General features: G+C 37.5%; 13 protein-coding genes. All 13 read left to right on the forward strand.

All coding sequences use genetic code 11. The annotated features are described in order from the left end of the window. Positions 1-353: 353 nt before the first annotated feature. The 13 genes from A3EM_RS0121795 (at position 354) to A3EM_RS0121860 (ending at position 17,424) form a co-directional block, all read left to right on the forward strand. Positions 354-854 (forward strand): RNA polymerase sigma factor, encoded by a 501-nt coding sequence (locus A3EM_RS0121795; protein WP_020530374.1) that lies wholly within the window; start codon positions 354-356, stop codon positions 852-854. Then, positions 851-1,657 (forward strand): anti-sigma factor, encoded by an 807-nt coding sequence (locus tag A3EM_RS0121800; protein WP_020530375.1) that lies wholly within the window; start codon positions 851-853, stop codon positions 1,655-1,657. The genes A3EM_RS0121795 and A3EM_RS0121800 overlap by 4 nt, the downstream gene beginning before the upstream one ends. A gap of 54 nt (positions 1,658-1,711) precedes the next feature. Then, positions 1,712-2,839 carry a sensor histidine kinase gene (locus tag A3EM_RS0121805; protein ID WP_245576534.1) on the forward strand — a complete coding sequence of 376 codons (1,128 nt, stop codon included), beginning with the start codon at positions 1,712-1,714 and terminating at the stop codon, positions 2,837-2,839. Then, positions 2,832-4,169: a sigma-54-dependent transcriptional regulator gene (locus A3EM_RS0121810; RefSeq protein WP_020530377.1), complete on the forward strand. Its 1,338-nt coding sequence runs from the start codon at positions 2,832-2,834 to the stop codon at positions 4,167-4,169. The genes A3EM_RS0121805 and A3EM_RS0121810 overlap by 8 nt, the downstream gene beginning before the upstream one ends. 144 nt (positions 4,170-4,313) lie before the next feature. Continuing rightward, positions 4,314-4,718, forward strand: a complete 405-nt coding sequence (locus A3EM_RS0121815; RefSeq protein ID WP_157638020.1) for a GreA/GreB family elongation factor — start codon at positions 4,314-4,316, stop codon at positions 4,716-4,718. Positions 4,719-4,791: 73 nt separating this feature from the next. After that, on the forward strand, positions 4,792-5,640 hold the full coding sequence (locus tag A3EM_RS0121820; protein ID WP_020530379.1) for a hypothetical protein: 849 nt from the start codon (positions 4,792-4,794) through the stop codon (positions 5,638-5,640). Between the two features lie 86 nt (positions 5,641-5,726). Further along, entirely contained in the window at positions 5,727-6,335 is a 609-nt protein-coding gene (locus A3EM_RS0121825) for an MCP four helix bundle domain-containing protein (RefSeq protein WP_157638021.1), read from the forward strand. A 233-nt stretch (positions 6,336-6,568) separates the two neighbouring features. Then, positions 6,569-7,522: an NHL repeat-containing protein gene (locus tag A3EM_RS0121830; protein ID WP_020530381.1), complete on the forward strand. Its 954-nt coding sequence runs from the start codon at positions 6,569-6,571 to the stop codon at positions 7,520-7,522. A 300-nt stretch (positions 7,523-7,822) separates the two neighbouring features. After that, positions 7,823-8,428 (forward strand): RNA polymerase sigma-70 factor, encoded by a 606-nt coding sequence (locus A3EM_RS0121835; protein ID WP_020530382.1) that lies wholly within the window; start codon positions 7,823-7,825, stop codon positions 8,426-8,428. A gap of 168 nt (positions 8,429-8,596) precedes the next feature. Continuing rightward, entirely contained in the window at positions 8,597-9,601 is a 1,005-nt protein-coding gene (locus A3EM_RS46110) for a FecR family protein (RefSeq protein WP_020530383.1), read from the forward strand. A 180-nt stretch (positions 9,602-9,781) separates the two neighbouring features. Next, positions 9,782-13,267: a SusC/RagA family TonB-linked outer membrane protein gene (locus A3EM_RS0121845; RefSeq protein WP_245576535.1), complete on the forward strand. Its 3,486-nt coding sequence runs from the start codon at positions 9,782-9,784 to the stop codon at positions 13,265-13,267. A 21-nt stretch (positions 13,268-13,288) separates the two neighbouring features. Further along, a complete protein-coding gene (locus A3EM_RS0121850; protein WP_020530385.1) occupies positions 13,289-14,785 on the forward strand; it encodes a RagB/SusD family nutrient uptake outer membrane protein in 1,497 nt (498 codons plus the stop codon). Positions 14,786-14,958: 173 nt separating this feature from the next. Beyond that, the gene (locus A3EM_RS0121860; protein ID WP_020530387.1) at positions 14,959-17,424 is read left to right on the forward strand and encodes a glycoside hydrolase family 31 protein; all 2,466 of its coding nucleotides are present in this window, start codon (positions 14,959-14,961) and stop codon (positions 17,422-17,424) included. Positions 17,425-17,452: the final 28 nt, after the last annotated feature.

A 17,452-nucleotide genomic window follows, 5' to 3' on the forward strand; every position in this document is an offset into this window, starting at 1 on the left:
GTTTTGGATAGTTTGGTTATTGTACTTTTACAAGATAATACTTTTTATTTCCCAATGCCCAGTTTTTTTACCCTCAGGAAGTCCTTCGTACACCCATTTAATTTGTCACCCGGAGCAGGACTCAACGGACTGAAGTTGAGGTGGAAATTGTCAATATTAAAAAGGTATTGGTCCTGATCAATTGGTGATTTCCACAAAAAATGTGGTACTGATGTTAATAATTATAGAATACTTACTAACTTTAGATATGCAGATTCACTGATTTTATATCAGTGAATTTCTTATTTCAAAATAATAAAAGAGCTATTCAAAAAACACGGGAGACATCTGAGAATGAGCTTGTTCTACGCTTAATGCAGAAAGATAGGAAAGCTTTGGAATACCTTTACGACCATTATTCTGCTGCTTTATTTGGCATAATTAGTAGGATAGTTCCTGCTGAAGAAATGGCTCAGGAGGTGTTACAGGATTGTTTTCTAAAAATTTGGGATAATATAAAAAGCTTTGATCCTGTAAAGGGAAAGTTATTTACCTGGATGGCAAAAATTGCCAGAAATTTGGCAATTGACAAAACCAGATCCAGAGATTTTAAAAGTCAGTTAAAATCAGATAGTCCGGAGGATTATTCATTAATGGAAAAAAATCATTTCGAACCCTCCATTAATTCAGAAGCAATTGATGTGAAGGATATAGTAAGTGGTTTAAATCAAGATCAAAAGCAACTCATCGATTTAATGTACTTCAGGGGATATACGCAGGCTGAAATCTCAAAGGAATTTGATATCCCACTGGGAACGGTGAAATCAAAAGTAAGGTTGGGCATGAATAAACTTAGATCCATATTTAATATTTGAAAAAAGAAGAATACATATCGTCCGGAGTGCTTGAGTTGTATGTAATGGGCAGCCTTTCACCAAGAGAAGAGGTGGAAGTGGAGGAAATGGCTGCTAAATATCCGGAAATTAAGGAGGAGCTCAGTAAAATAGAAGCATCCATGGAGCAATATGCCTTTGCGCATGCCCGAAAAGTTCCAGAAGGGATGAAAGAAAAATTCTTTTCAAAATTTGATAAAAAGGAAAAGAAAAGCCCCTCTATGAAAGTGGTGACAAATAAAGTGGATGGTAATACTGGGTTTGCTCCAAAATGGCTTGTGGCGGCATCTGTAACTTTGGCTATACTTACTTCAGTGGCTTCTGTTTACCTCTGGTCCAAACTGCAGGCAGTGGAAAAGGAATTGGGGGTAATTAAACTGGCCAATCAGCAATTGGCTGAATCTTTTGATCAGACTAATAATGAATTGCAATCCACCAAAAATTACCTCAGTATTTTAAAAAATAATTCCACCCAGTTTATCCAGTTAAAAGGCCTGGAAATAGCCCCGGAATCGGAGGCCATTGTATATTGGGATAAGTCTTCTGGAGATGTTTTTCTTAACATTCGCCAGCTACCATTACCCCCGGAAGGTATGCAATATCAACTTTGGGCTTTGAAAGATGGGCAGCCCATAGATGCCGGAGTTTTTGAGACCAACAGTGAAATTCAAAAAATGAAAAAAATTGTGGGTTCAGATGCTTTTGCAGTAACCCTGGAAAAGGCGGGAGGAAGTCCTGTTCCAAATCTGGACGCCCTCTATCTGATGGGAAAACTGGAGTCCTGATTATTTCTAAAGTTGTTTTAATTGAGGCTTTTTTATTCAAAATAAAGATGATCTTTGTATAAAAACTATTTTTTGGAGATGCAGGAAAACCCATTGATAGAAACCCTTAATGAACGCATAAAGGAACTTACCTGTCTTTATGAAATATCCAATATAGGGGCAAATCTTTCTTTAGCCTTAGATGATCAATTGCAATCTATTGTGCAGATTTTACCTGATGCCTGGAAATATCCGGAACATGGGATTGCAGAGCTTAACCTTGATTCAAAATTCTTTTTTTCCGATAAGCTTCCTGAGAAATACGTATCTCTTAAAAATTTAATCACTGTAGATAATCAGGATCGGGGGTATTTAGCTATTCATTACGATTCAAAAAAATATGGTCATGCTGATTTTCTTCCTGAAGAAAAAATTTTACTTAAAACCCTGGCTCAGGAGGTTGCAGGTATCATAGATCGTTATGAACAAAAGCAACGGGAGGAAAAAATGCGGAAAAAATTTCAGCACAATGACAGGTTGGCTATTCTTGGAGAAATTACCGCAGGGATAGCCCATGAATTGAATACGCCTCTGGGAAATATATTGGGTTTTTCCCAGCTTATACAGGAAAGAAATAAGGACTACCAGATTAATCACGACATTGAAAAAATTATTCATTCGGTGATGCATTCTCGTGAAATTGTAAAGAAACTAATGTTTTTTTCTTGTGAAATGCCTCAGCAAATGCAAAAAGTTTCTATTATTGATCTCATCAACGATGCGCTTGAATTTCTAAGGTTCACGATAAAATCGGCACATGTGGATGTCATTTTCAATAAAAATGCGGATGAACTGGTGGCTCAGGTGGATACAGTTCAGTTTACTCAGGTAATTTTTAATTTATTGATAAATGCCATTCATGCTTCTCTGCCCGGACAAAAAATATTGATCAAACTGAAAAGTGATAAAACTAAATTTACCCTAACGGTCACAGATCATGGCCATGGAATTCCGGAGGAAATTAAGGATAAGGTTTTCGAACCTTTTTTTACCACCAAAAAAACGGGAGAAGGTTCAGGACTGGGGCTTAGTGTGGTTCACGGAATTGTGAAAAATCACAAAGGAGAGATTTCATTCCAATCGGAGGAAAAAAAAGAAACCACATTTGAAGTTGTTTTTCCATTAACCCAAGATCATGAGTAGAGAAAGCATTTTAATTGTTGATGATTCCTATGATATGCTTGAGGTGATTCAAAGGCAATTAACCTCCTTAAACTATGATACTTTCCAGGCCTCAACGGTTCAGGATGCCATAGATATTTTAAAGCATTCGGATGTTGATTTACTCATTACAGATCTTCAGATGCCAGTCACAAATGGGATGGAGTTAGTGAAATATAGTGCAACAAATTTTCCGGGTATTCCAATTTTGGTGATCACCGGTTATCCTTCGGTATCCGGAGCTGTGGAAGCGATGAAATCAGGTGCGCTGGAATATTTAGTAAAACCATTCACTGCTGAAGAACTAAAAAAAGCGGTAAAGAAAATATTACAGCACCAACCCCCAAAAACTAAGAAGATTCAATCTTCCAAATCTATTGACAATCACTGGGGCATAATTGGCGAATCAAAAGCCATTCATCAGCTTCTTGATCTTATTAAGCGAATAAATAACAATAAAGTGACCACCTTAATTACCGGGGAGAGCGGTACAGGAAAAGAATTAGTGGCACGTGCCATTCATTATAGTGGTAAAAATAGCCAGGGTCCTTTTATAGCTGTCAATTGCGGATCGATCCCGGAAAACCTGCTGGAGAGCGAATTATTTGGATTCATAAAAGGGGCATTTTCTGGTGCTTATGAAACCAGAACTGGTTTTTTTCAGGCCGCTAATGGAGGAACCATTTTTTTAGACGAAATCGGTAATGCCTCTCCTGGGGTTCAAACCCGTTTGTTACGGGTCATTCAGGAAAAAGAAATTACCATGATTGGTACAAATAAGCCTCAGGCTATTGATACCAAAATAATAGCTGCTACCAATAGTGATCTGTTTGCCATGAGTAAATCGGGGAGTTTTAGAGAGGATCTTTACTATAGGCTGAATGTCATATCTGTTTCTATTCCGCCTTTGAGGGAGCGCAAAGAAGATATTATTCTTTTGGCCAATCACTTTTTGCAAAAATTTTCAAAAGAATTTGACAAACATGGAGTCTTATTGGCTGATGATGCGGTCAAATTGCTTATAAAACATTCCTGGCCAGGAAATATAAGGGAATTGGAAAATGTAATTCAACGAGCCATCATCATTTGCGACCGTGAAATTAAGCCAAAACATTTACCCGGTTATATCAAAACATCTGCCCGGTCAACCTCAGATGATTCCACAGCTATGCTATCCTTAAAAGAGCTTGAACAAAAGCACATTATCAAGGTGCTTCAATCGGTAAACAATAACAAAACAAAAGCTGCTGAAATTTTAGGTATAAATAGAAAAACCTTAAGGCTAAAACTCCAGGAAATTACCGGTACTTAATGTACCAACTGGGTGAAAATGTACCGCTTATTTCTTTCCATTTTTTGAAAATAATTCAGTTAAATTACTGTAATACAATAGTTTAAATGTAATGGTATACCTATTGTAATTTTTTGTCCATGTTTTACCTGAATGATAATTAAAATGGGAAATCAACCTATCATTTTAGAAAAGGATGAATATCACTGGATTTTAGGATTATTAGAAAACCGAAAATTTTCAGATCCTGTAAACCAGAGTTGTCTGGACAGCCTTCAAAAAGAATTAAATTATGCTCTGGTCAAGGATGCAGAAGATATGCCAGACCATATCGTAAGGCTCAATAGTATTGTCAGTGTGGAAACTCCCTATGGCCCAAAAAGTGGATTACAATTGGTAGTTCCTTCAGAAAGTAACATTGTACAAGATAAGATTTCGGTGCTTTCTCCAATGGGTTCGGCACTAATTGGCTACGGAATTGGAGATCAGGTAAATTGGATTTTTCCAAGGGGAAAAGGGGTTATCAGGATTTTAGATGTGAAAAATACCCCTAAAAATAATCTCCGGTAAAAGTATAAGTATTTTTCGAAAGCGTATCAGATTTTTTCAACCTGGAAATCATATTTGATTAAAAACTAATAAAATGAAGAAAGCGATAGTATATATTGATCTTTCTGAAAGATCGAAGCAAGTATTGGAATACGTGATGCATTTAAGGCGGTTTATTCCGTTGGAAGTACACCTGGTTTATAATATCAATATTTATGAATATGCCATAAGTTCAGGACTGGGAATGGGTATTCCGTATGCCGATACATTAGATACAATTCTACTTGACGACCGGAATGAAATCAAGCAAAAAATACATAGGTTTATTGAAGAATCCAGTTGTTGGGGTAAAACCGAACTGAAAGAAAATCTGAAAATCGAAACAGGTGAGCTTTTTGGGTCGCTAAAGAACGTAAAAAGTTTAAGGCATAATTTTGTCATTATTCCCGAACTGGATAAAGAAAATTTTGTAGATCAGTTTTTTGGAATGGACAAATTTGAAGTTTTGGACTATTTGAATATCCCTCTATTAATGGTCCCTAATGATTACCATTTCAATATTTTCAAATCTATTCTTTTCCTGACTGATTTTCATAAGGATGATTTGGACGCCATACGCTTTGTTAGCAGATTGGCCTTACCCATTAAAGCGCCAATACGTGTGATTCACATCACACCTAAAAAAGATCTCATACTTCTGGAGAAAATGAGACAGTTAAAAAATAATGTAGAAACAAATCTGAGGACTCATGCTGCTTTACTAAGTTACGAAATTATCGAAAGTAATAAATTTGCTCAATCCGTTGATCGAATAACCCATGATAAAGAGGTAAGTCTTTTAGTGATTCAGGCGATATTATTGAAATCCTGCAAAGAAAAATTGTCTGATTTGGGTGTATTAAAATTTGCAAAGCTGCCGGTTTTGATTTTTAAAAAGGATTGAAACATGGAGTAACATACTGAATCCATATCCAACTCAAATGACCACTTTAGTGTTTTTTAAAATTATATTAACAACTCATAATGAAAATGAAACTTACCATACGACAAAAGATTTTAGCTATTGCTGTATTAACTCTGATCTTCCTGTTATTGCTTGTCACGAACATGATGGATAACAACCATTTTAAAATTGTACAAAATAGTTTGGCAACTGTTTATGAGGATAGACTTGTAGCCAATGACTATATTTACAAGATTTCCAGGCAGTTACAGCTTAAAAAAGAAAATCAGCTATCAGCTAATATCACACATGAGGCAAATGATTCCATTCAAAGTCTGATTGAAAAATTTGCAACTACAAAACTTACACAAAAAGAGGCGCATTATCTTGATTTATTTCAGAAGGACCTTAAGCAATTAAACTGGCTGGAAAATCAATTGTATAACCATTCGTCAAGATCAGAAGAAATTACCTTGACTGAAGAAGTAAAAAACCAGTTTTCTAAGGTTATTGTGGACCTGAATGGGTTATCGGAGATACAATTGGTAGAAGGCAAAAGACAAATCAGCCGGTCAAATCGGGCCATTGCCACAAGCAACCTGCTTTCGCGATTAGAAGTAGGTTCTCTTGTGGTCATTTTGTTAATCATCCAAATTTTGATTCTCTATCGTCCTAGAGAAGTTTATGAAGCTTAATTAAAGTAAGGGAAGTCGTCTAAAGTAAAACTTCTTCCCTTGAAATCCCTAACTTTAGACAACATCAATCGGGTTCACTAAATTTAAAAATCATTGTTGAAGAAATGAAATAATACGACAGAAATTAGGCAATTGGGTTGCAACGCTTAATTTTGGACAATAATGCCCTGCATAATTGTATCAAAATTGAGCGTATAACTTTTTGTCTATACATTATTTTACCTTCTTTAACCATGAATTTTGTGAAATTTATTCTGTCTTTAAGCTTAACAATTCTAGTTTGTTCAGCTTTTGTTTCAACTATATCTCCTGAGACCGGGGGGGAAAAAAATAGAAGTTTTTTATTAAGAGATGAAGGATTATCACAATTAAGTTATACCAATTTGGCTGATCCTTCAAAAAATTGGTACCAACCCATTCCCAAAGGCAGGGATTTACAGCTTGTCGGTCAGGGAAAGGTGATGATCGGAACTGAAAATGGGTACGAAGAAAGATTAATTACTACTGGAGAAAAAGTTGGTGAACTTACTAAATTTCCTAAGACCATTGCGGCCCGAAGACTTCGAAATGGAAATACGATGCTGGTAGGATTAGATTGGGAAAATGAAAAAGGAATTGTGCTTTTAGAGGTAGATGAAGTAGGGAGTATTCAACATAAAATAGTTTATCCTGACTTTAAATATGCCCGGTTGCTACGAGAAACACCAGAGGGGAACTTTCTGATTACAGCAAATGATTTGGTGATAGAAGGGGATAGAGCAGGTAAAATTGTTTGGAAGGCAAAAATAGGAGGCAGGGAGAATCCCCATGCCTGGCAGGCCATAAGATTACCAGATGGGAAAACGGTGGTAGCTGGTGGTTATGGAGGAAGTCTCCAGTTTTTTAATGCTAAAAGCACCCTTGTTAAAGCTTTCTGTGGGCCGGAAGAAAAGCGGGGAAATTTTTATTCAGGATTGCAAATTATGAAAAATGGAAATTTTGTAGTGGCCAACTGGCAGGGACATGGCCCAGATCAGGGAAATGAAGGCACCCAGTTACTTGAGTTTTCTAAAGAGGGAAAATTAGTATGGTCATGGAAACAGGACCCTTCAAAGTTCTCTTCTATTCAGGGGGTGATTGTTTTGGATGACCTGGACATTGAAAAACTCCATATTGAAAATGAATATGGGGTGCTGATGCCAAAGTAACCTGATTTTTTGTCGAAATTGACCTTTTTTAGGGAGCCGGTTTGCCGAAAGTATGGTTAGCCGGTTTCTTTAATTTTAAGGTATTCGTTCATTTTTTTGAATTAGTCCCCTTTTTTTCATGTGGTAAAAACTTAAGATAAAATCACTACCAGGTGAGAATTAAATCGATAACGCTTGAAAAAACAGGAAATTTCCTACTCAGAAATGTGGAAACAATTTACCCGAAAAGACTGATCTTACTTAATTTTTTCTTAAATTGTTTAACTTTAGGTCAATTAAAGTTGAAAAGTCGTGGCATCCTTGAAAAAAAGAATATGTGATGAAAATGATCTTGTCTTACAGGTAAAACTAGGCAATGATGCAGCTTTTAGAGAATTGTTCTTTAAATATTACCATAAGATATTTTATTTTGCACAAGGCTTTTTAAAAGTAAAAGAAGATGCTGAAGAAGTGGTCCACGATGTCTTCATTCAGGTTTGGGATAATAGGAAAAAGCTTGATCCTTCAAAGTCTTTTGAAGGATACGTGCGTACCGTAACCAGGAATCTGGTATACAACCTTCTGAAGAAAAAAAGTTACCATCAGTTATATCTGGATTATAAAAAAACACAGAAAGTAGATTTACGCTCCCAAATAGAAGAACAAATATATTTCGAAGAATTAGAGAAGCTTTCCCGGGAGGCATATGATAATCTTCCATCAAGGCGAAAAGAAATTTTCAGATTGAGCAGGGAAGAAGGATTGACCCATAAGGAAATCGCAGAAAAACTGGGAATTTCGATCAATACGGTAAAAGATCAGATGACAAAAGCTTTAATTGATATCCGGAATTATATTTCAAAATGCTCTCATGTCCCTCACAGCCTTGTTTTTTTAATAATTTTAAAATTTTTCCAAAATTTTTAATTTCCGGATCGTACCCTCCCTTCTTTTGATTGTATATATAGGTGAAAGGCAAATTCTAATGCTTTGAATCCATCAGGGGCAAACCAGCTTTTTACCTGTTTTGGTTTGTTGGTTTAGCCTGATGCTTTAGGTACAAGGACTAATTTTTATTATGAAAATGGAAAGAGGATGGACTTTAAGAAAATAAAAAAATATTTTAATGATACAGCTTCAGATGAGGAAGCAATGGAAGTCATTAAATGGATAAAAAACCCTGATAATGAGGACCAGGCGATTAAACAGATGGAGAGTCGGTGGGATAAAAATAAGTTCCAGGCAGAAAAAGAGGGTCTTCTTGAACCTGAAAAGGTTTTCCAAAAAGTAAAAACCACCATGGAAAACCAGGAAAAGCAACCCAAAATAATTTCTTTCAAAAGTTCTTCTTACCAAATCTGGAAATTTATTGCTGCGGCTGTGGTGCTGTTTTTTATCTGGAGTGGTTTAAATCTTTACCTTCAGCAAAAAAGTGAAAACTCACAGGCTACTCATCAGGTTATTTTTAAAGAAAAGCGCAACCCGGATGGAAAGCGTTCCATAATTACCTTATCAGATAAAACTAAGATTTGGCTAAATTCAGGCAGTTCCTTGCGTTACCCCAATCAATTTGCCAAAAATGAACGTGTGGTTTATTTAACAGGAGAAGCTTATTTTGAAGTTACTGAAAATAAGGAAAGTCCATTTAAAGTAATTTCTGGAGATATTGAAACCACCGCCTTAGGGACTTCTTTTAATATTACCGCATTTCCAAATAATCAGGATATTGAAGTGGCCCTTACCAGTGGAAAAGTTAAGGTTAGTAGCGCAAATAACAAAGCAAAAAACGAAATTCTTTTTCTGGAACCAGGTGAAAATATCATTTACAACAAAGATGTTTTAGCACTAAAAAAAGGAAAATTTGATCCTGAAATCACCTATTGGAAGGATGGTATAATCTATTTTAAAAATGCTGGAATTAAAGAAATTTCCGAAAAACTTTCCAGATGGTATGGTGTGAAATTTCAGATGAAAAGCGAGCCTAATATCTTGTATAACGGATCATTTGAAAGAAAAAGCCTTGGGGATGTGTTGGAGGGTATTTCTATTGCTACCGGAATTCAATATGAATTGAAAGATAAATCAGTGACTATTTTTTAACTCAATCAATGATAATGTAAATATGAAATGGAATACAAGTTAAATATCTTCTTGTGGCCTGATTTTAAAAGATAAGGCTGTCTAAAACCTTTAAAACCGGCAATAATGTTTGGACGCGCTATCACCGGAATTTAAAGGCTCCGAGTTTAAAGTAAATAATTACCAAAAACACTTAAAAATATGGAATTGAAAATACTAAGACAAATTTTATTTATGTCTAAGCACACATTTTTTGGCATTGTGATCCAATGCCTGTTATGTAGTATGATGCTGGCAAAGGATGGGGTTGCTCAGAAAGTCAGTATAGAGGACGTTTACATTAGTATTAATCTTAACGATGTCTCTGTAGAGGATGCATTTATTGCATTGGAAAAGCGAACTGAATTTAAGTTTAACTATGATAAGATTTTACTTAATAAACAACAAAGAGTAACTGCTCATGCAAGAAGCGAATCCTTAGCTAATGTATTGAGGGAAATTTCCAAGGAAACAGGCTTGCAGTTCACCAGGATAGATGAAAATATTCACGTAAGGAAACAAAAAGCCTTTAATCCACCGGTAAAGGAAATAATTAAAAAAGAAAATGTTTTACAACGGAATATTTCCGGAACTGTAATTTCATCAGATGATAATGCACCCCTACCTGGTGTGAGCATTTTAGTTAAAGGTACTTCTACAGGTACTATTACCGATGTGGAAGGGAAGTATAGATTAGATGTTCCGGAAGGAGCAACTTTGCAATTCAGTTACATCGGTTTCAATACTTATGAGGTCGTGATCACCAATCAGACAGAATTAAATGTGGCTCTTGCTCCAGACCTGGAACAATTGGAGGAAGTAGTGGTGATTGGTTATGGTACTCAGAAAAAAGCAGATATTACTGGAGCAATAGCCACTCTGGAAGCCAAAAATGTAACGGAAAGACCGCTTATAAAGGTAGATCAGGTATTGGTTGGGCAACTGGCAGGAGTAAGGGTTAAACAAACCAGTGGTCTTCCCGGAAAAGGTTTCAGCATACAGATTAGAGGTACAGGTTCGATTTCCGCTAACAATGAGCCTCTTTATGTGGTAGATGGATTCCCGCTGGAGGTATCCCCACAATCCAGTTCCGGTGGATTTGGAAATGGTAATCCATTAAGCAATCTGAATCCCAATGATATTGAATCTATACAAGTATTGAAAGACGCTGCTTCAGCTTCTATTTATGGTTCCAGAGGTTCAAATGGAGTGGTTTTGATTACCACTAAAAAAGGGAAGCAGGGAAAACCTCAAATTAGTTTTAATACCTATGCAGGCTGGAGTGAGACAGTTAAGAAACTGGATGTTTTAAGTGCTGAGGAATGGGTAGACAGGCAAATGGAACATATTGACTATGCCTGGGTGAGAGATCATGCCAGTGATTTAGGAGCTACTTCCAGCCAGACTACAGAGGAAAGAAGAGCATTATTGGGATTACCTCCGGGTAGTGTAAATACTAACTACATGTATGATGACAGATGGCTTACCCCTAACCATGAAGGGTTGGATTATATTGATTACCAGGATGAGTTTTTCAGAAAGGGAGTCATTCAAAGCTACCAGCTTTCTGCAAACGGAGGAACCGATGTGGTAAAGTATTATATTTCAGGAGATTACTTCGATCAAAAAGGAGTTGCTCAGGGAGTGGAATACCAGCGTTTTAGTGCCAGGGCAAATGTGGAGGTTACGCCTAATAACAAATTGAGATTTGGATTAAACCTGTCTCCATCTTATAGTATTGAAGATGATCCCGGAGTGGAAGGTAAGGATGCCATTACCCATATTGTTGTGGGTACATCGCCAGTAGTGGAATCTACTGCAGGACCTTATGGAAATAATGTGGGAGATAATCCACCATATGCCTGGGGTACCTCCAGGTCAAGCCCCCTGGCTTCTGCAAGAGAGCAGGTAGGACACGCCAAAACTTTTCGAACCATCAGTTCCCTATATGGTGAATATGAATTGTTAAGTGGATTAAAATTCAAATCAAGTGTGAATTATGATGTGCACAATAATACTGACAAAAGCTGGACACCCGCTTTTGTCACAAGAAACAGAACTGCAAGTGGCAGGTATCAGGGATATACCAGGCAAAACTTTGTAATTGAAAATACACTTTCTTACAATAAGTCATTTGGGAACCATAATATTTCTGCTTTGGCAGGTTACTCTTACAGTACCTACAAATTCGAAAACTTTAGCATTAGTGGTACCGGGTTCCCTTCCGATGAAGTTACTACTATTAATGCTGCTTCCAGTACATCAGGAACATCAAGCGAAAGGAAGAATGTTTTGATCTCTTATTTTGGCAGGGCCCAATACAATTTTGATGACAGGTATTTAGTGCAGGCCAGTATCAGAAGAGATGGATCATCTAAATTTGGTGACAATACCAAATGGGGTATATTCCCTTCTGCTTCAGTGGGATGGAGAATTTCTGAGGAATCCTTCCTGGAAGATATTGATGTTTTGAGTGATTTAAAAATCAGAGCCAGCTGGGGTATTGCTGGTAACAATGGTGTAGGGGATTATGACCAGATTGCCAGGTTAGGATTTGCCAACTATAGTTTTGGTGGTTCCCTTGTGAATGGTCAGGTTCCTGTAAACTTTCCGAACCCGGATTTGAGCTGGGAGGAATCAGAAACTGTGGATATTGGCTTTGATTTGGGATTATTTGAAAATAGAATTTTTGCGTCTTTTGATTATTATACCAAAAATAACAGGGATCTCCTGTTAAACATTCCAGTTCCTACCGCTAGTGGTTTCGGAAATGCTTTGACTAATATAGGAGAAGTATTGAACAAGGGATGGGAAATTGAGCTTACTACTCGAAATATGGTTGGTGAATTCCAATGGAATACCAATTTGAATTTCAGCCACAATACGAATGAAGTTAAAAAGCTGGGCCCAAATGATACTCCTATTTTAGGTGGTAGTTTTGATATCAACCATAACATTCTGGAAGTGGGAAGGCCCATGTACACCCTGTATTTGGTGCAGGATATTGGTATACTGACTTCCCAGGATATTGCAGATGGGTATCCTTTGCTGGGTAATCAGGAAGCCGGTGACCCAAAATACCTCGATGTAAGTGGTGATGGAAAAATTGATGCCAATGACAGGACTTATTCTGGTCATCCCAACCCTGATTATGTATGGGGAATTACCAATAGTTTCAGTTACAAAGGATTTGACCTTTCTGTACTGGTACAAGGACAATGGGGAGGACTAATTTACTCTACTTTTGGCCGGGCCATGAACAGGACAGGACAAGGTAAAGCGGATAATCACCTGGGTTATATTAGAGACAGGGTAAGATGGCAGGAAGATGGCAACATTACCGAAGAAGATGTAGTGGGAAAAGTAAGAAAATCTCCTTCCGGGTTTGGCAGGATCAAAAATACGGACTGGCTTTATCCAAATGATTACTGGAGAGTAAGGAATATTACCCTGGGCTATAACTTAGGCGGACTATTCGAGTCAAATATAATAAGTGGTGCCAGAGTGTATGTTACTGCTGAAAACTGGTTTGGTGGAGACAAATATGATGGCGGATTTAACCCGGAAGCGGTAAACAATGGAGGGGATGATTATGGCGCTTTCCCATTATCAAAATCTATGATTTTTGGGGTTAACCTTAAATTTTAACAAATCAAAATTAAGCTGAAAATGAAAAGAATAATATATATATTACTTTCGACATGTTTGGGTTTTTGGGCTTGTGAGGGTGATTTGGATCAAGCTCCTATTTCAGAGCCCAGTGCTGCAAACTTTTATCGAAATGCCACTGATTTCGAACAGGCTGTAAATGGTACTTATAATGCACTTAATGGGTATTCAGTGAGACATTTTATGCTCTCTGAGGTACGTTCTGATATTGTATATTCCCCCGGTACTGGTGTCCGGGACTGGAACCCAATTAATAATTTTGAGCGAACTTTGGCTACGAATCCATTGATGGCAGAAGCCTGGAATGTGAATTATAATGGAATCCTTAGAGCCAATACAGTTTTAGATCAAATTAACGAATCTGTAGTTCCTGAAGCAGAAGTCCGAAATCGTTTAATTGGAGAAGCGAAATTTTTAAGAGCTTTATTCTATTTTGACCTGGTTCGATGGTTTGGAAAAGTTCCGGTTTTTGACCACGTGCTTACCCCATCTGAGGCTCTTGAGATTCCGAGAATGCCGGTTTCTGATGTTTATGCCCTGATAGAATCAGATTTGAACGATGCCATCAATAATTTACCAGATTCTTATGATGTAAGTGGAAGAGCTACTACTTTGGCGGCAAAAGGATTATTGGCAAGAGTTTACCTCACCATGTCCGGACCTACTTATGGCATTGAAGGACCTGGTATGGATGCTGGAAAGTATAATGAGGCTCTTAACCTGTTAAATGAGGTCATTGGTAGTGGTCGTTTTGGCTGGGTTGGAGATTATTCAGAAATATTTGGGTATCTTAATGAAAATAATCCTGATATTGTTTTTGATGTACAAGCAATTAATGATCTGGCTACGGGTGACAGGGGAATTGGGACTATTTTGCCTACTTCCATGTACGATGAAGCTTATGGCAGGCTGGTGACTCCATTTCCCGGTGGAGTTCCAGGAGATTCTCCGATCAGGCCATCTAATCAATTTTTAGCTTCTTTTGAACCTGAGGATGTTCGTGATGATTTTGCTATTCTTCCATCTTATACAGATGATAATGGTAACCTGATAGATAATGCGCAGTTCGTAAAGTTTCTTGATCTGGATTATCTTCCTGCAGATCGCTTTAACTGGGGCATTAATTTTCCAATTATCAGGTATACCGATATTTTGATGATGAAAGCTGAAGCACTTTTGCAAACAGGTGGAAGCCAGGCAGAGATTGATCAGATTGTAAACCAGGTGAGAGACAGAGCTGGGTTAGGTTCAGTTTCAAATGTAGATCTAGATATGCTTTTGGAAGAACGAAAAAGAGAGTTTGTGACAGAAGGATTGAGATGGCATGACCTGGTGAGAACCGGAAAAGTTCTGGAGGTGATGACTACCTGGGAAGCCGAAGATGATGCAGCCAACAAAATCTCCAATATAAATGCCAACGATATTATTTACGCAATTCCACAAAGTCAACTGGACGTAAAACAAGGGCTTTATGAACAAAATGAAGCCTATAAATAGGTGAGTTGTGGAAAAAATGCTGGATTAAGAAATCCTTTATTCCTGATCTTGCAAAAGAAAATAATTATAACTGGAGGGAAATATTTCCCTCCGGTTTTTAAGTCCACTGAAATCATTTGGCTAGAAGGTTATTCCAAAAGAAGGTTTCAGGATTAAATACAGAACAATAAAATATGCAGATTTCTAAATTAATATCACTTTTTACCCTTTTACTATTTTTTACATTTGAATTAATCGCCCAGGAAGAAACAGGTATAGGGAATTATCAATCAGGATTTAAACAAGAAGGGAATACCTTTTTCTTTTCAAATGAAAATGCTGATGTGAGGTTAGAATTTTGTTCGCCAGAAATCCTGAGAATAAGAAGCAGCTGGGGAAGGAATTTTGAGGAAAATGAACCTTATATGGTCATAAATTACGATTGGCCTGCAATAGATGTAAAGGCTCAGGAAGAAAACGATCATTTTATGATCAGCTCTAAAATGTTAGATGTAAAAGTGACTAAGAAACCTTTTACTATTATTGTTTCTGATAAGAATGGTAAAGTTCTTCTTGCGGATGATCAGGGACATTTTACCAGTCAAAATCAGGTATTTGCCCAAAAGAAATTATTTCCGGATGAACACTTTTTCGGTTTTGGGGAAAGAATGGATTTTATGGACAGAAGGGGTAAAAAAGTAAATCTGGATGTAGGCAGGGGAATTGGAAGACCTCATATTGTGGGGGCGTATAACATTTTGAAAGCGAATTATAGTCCTGTACCATTTTTCATGAGTACAAGAGGATATGGTATATTTTTACATAATTCTTATGCAACTGAATGGGACATGGGGAGTAGTGACCTCGAAACCTATACATTCAGTGCTGAAAATGGTGAACTCGATTATTATTTTATGTATGGCCCGGATTTCCCCCATATTCTTGACCATTATACCAATATAACCGGAAAGGCGCCTTTAATGCCTAAATTTGGTTTGGGATTACAATTGGGAACTTATAGTGGAGGAACCTGGGGGCATGAGGAAATTACTTCCACTGATTACGTAGTGGCACTGGCGAGAAGGTTCCGGGACCAGGGAATTCCTTTGGATGTATTGCATCTGGATTCAACCTGGAGAATTTTTGGTAAAACAGGCGGAAAAGGTGCTACCACATTTGAATGGCGACCCACTTTTGTCGATCCCAAAGCTATGTTCGACAGCCTATACGCTATGAATTTAAATATGGTTGGAGTCCATATCAGACCCCGATTTGATAATGGAAATACAATCAATTTGTTGGAACAGGCTCAGGAAAAAGGGTATGTATATCCTGAAGAAGGGAAACCTGGAGAATTTGTCAATTTCTTTGATGAAAAATCAGTTGACTGGTGGTGGGAAAATGGGGCCATGAAAGTGGCTTCGCTGGGAGCAATGTTCTTTAAAACTGATGAAGGAAGTGCATTTGGAAGAAAAGCGAATGAAAGTGATAAAGTTGGACCAACTAGTCTGGAGGCGAAAAAACTACACAATATCTTTCCTATTGCCTACGCAAAAGCACCATATGAAAAATTTAGTCAACACAATGGAATACGGGGGATGAACATGACTCGGGAAGGTTATGCCGGGATTCAGCGGTATCCCTATATTTTCGCAGGAGACTGGCCCAGTGAATGGCAGTATTTTGCTCCGGTAATTAAGGCAGGATTGAATATTGGTTTATCCGGAGTAGGTAACTGGGCACACTGCATGGGTGGTTTTGAACATGCGGCAGATCCTGAATTGTATATCAGATGGTGTCAGTTTGGGATGTTTAGTCCGGTAGCTCACCTGTTTGGTATGGATCATCCGGGATACAAAGAACCGTGGAATTATGGCGAAGAAGCCTTGGAAATCTTCAAACAATACGATTTACTTCGATACAGCCTCATTCCTTATATCTACAGTCATTCTTTCGAAATGAATCAAAGGGGAATTCCGATTATGCGCGCATTGGTACTGGCTTATCAGGAGGACGAAAATGTATACGAAATTGCCGATCAGTATATGTTTGGAAACAGCATGATGATTTGCCCGGTTACGGAAAAAGGGGCCCAAACCCGTGTGGTATACCTTCCTGAAGGCAACTGGTTTAATTATTGGACCGGAGAAAAGTACGAGGGGAAACAATATATCAGTGTTTTATCACCGATTGATCAAATGCCAATTTTTATAAAAGAAGGGGGAATTATTCCAATGCAAAAGCCTCCTCAGTTTATTGGTGAAACCCCAACAGAGCGAATAATACTGGATATTTACCCGGGAAAATCCTCTTCCTTTGAATTATATGAGGATGATGGCAAAAGCATGGCTTATCAACAGGGTGAATATGCCACTACTAAAGTAACATGTATAGAGGATGAAGCATTAGTAAAAGTAAATATCCCTAAGCCTACCGGTCAATATCAAATTCCACAAAGAGCGTATTACCTTCAACTTCATTTAGGAACAGAGCCGGCCAATGTTTTGGTAAATCAATCTGATTTGAAAAAACTGGAAAGTCCTTCAGGGAGTGAGGGTTCAAAAGGATGGTATTATGAATCAGCACAAAAAATACTTTATATAAATCCAGGATTAGGTGTTAAATCTGAAATAAATGTTGAAATTGAAAAGGGAAATTAATCTCTAGTACCACAGGTCTTAAATAAGT

This window comes from Flexithrix dorotheae DSM 6795 (assembly GCF_000379765.1).
Taxonomy (GTDB): Bacteria; Bacteroidota; Bacteroidia; order Cytophagales; family Flammeovirgaceae; genus Flexithrix; species Flexithrix dorotheae.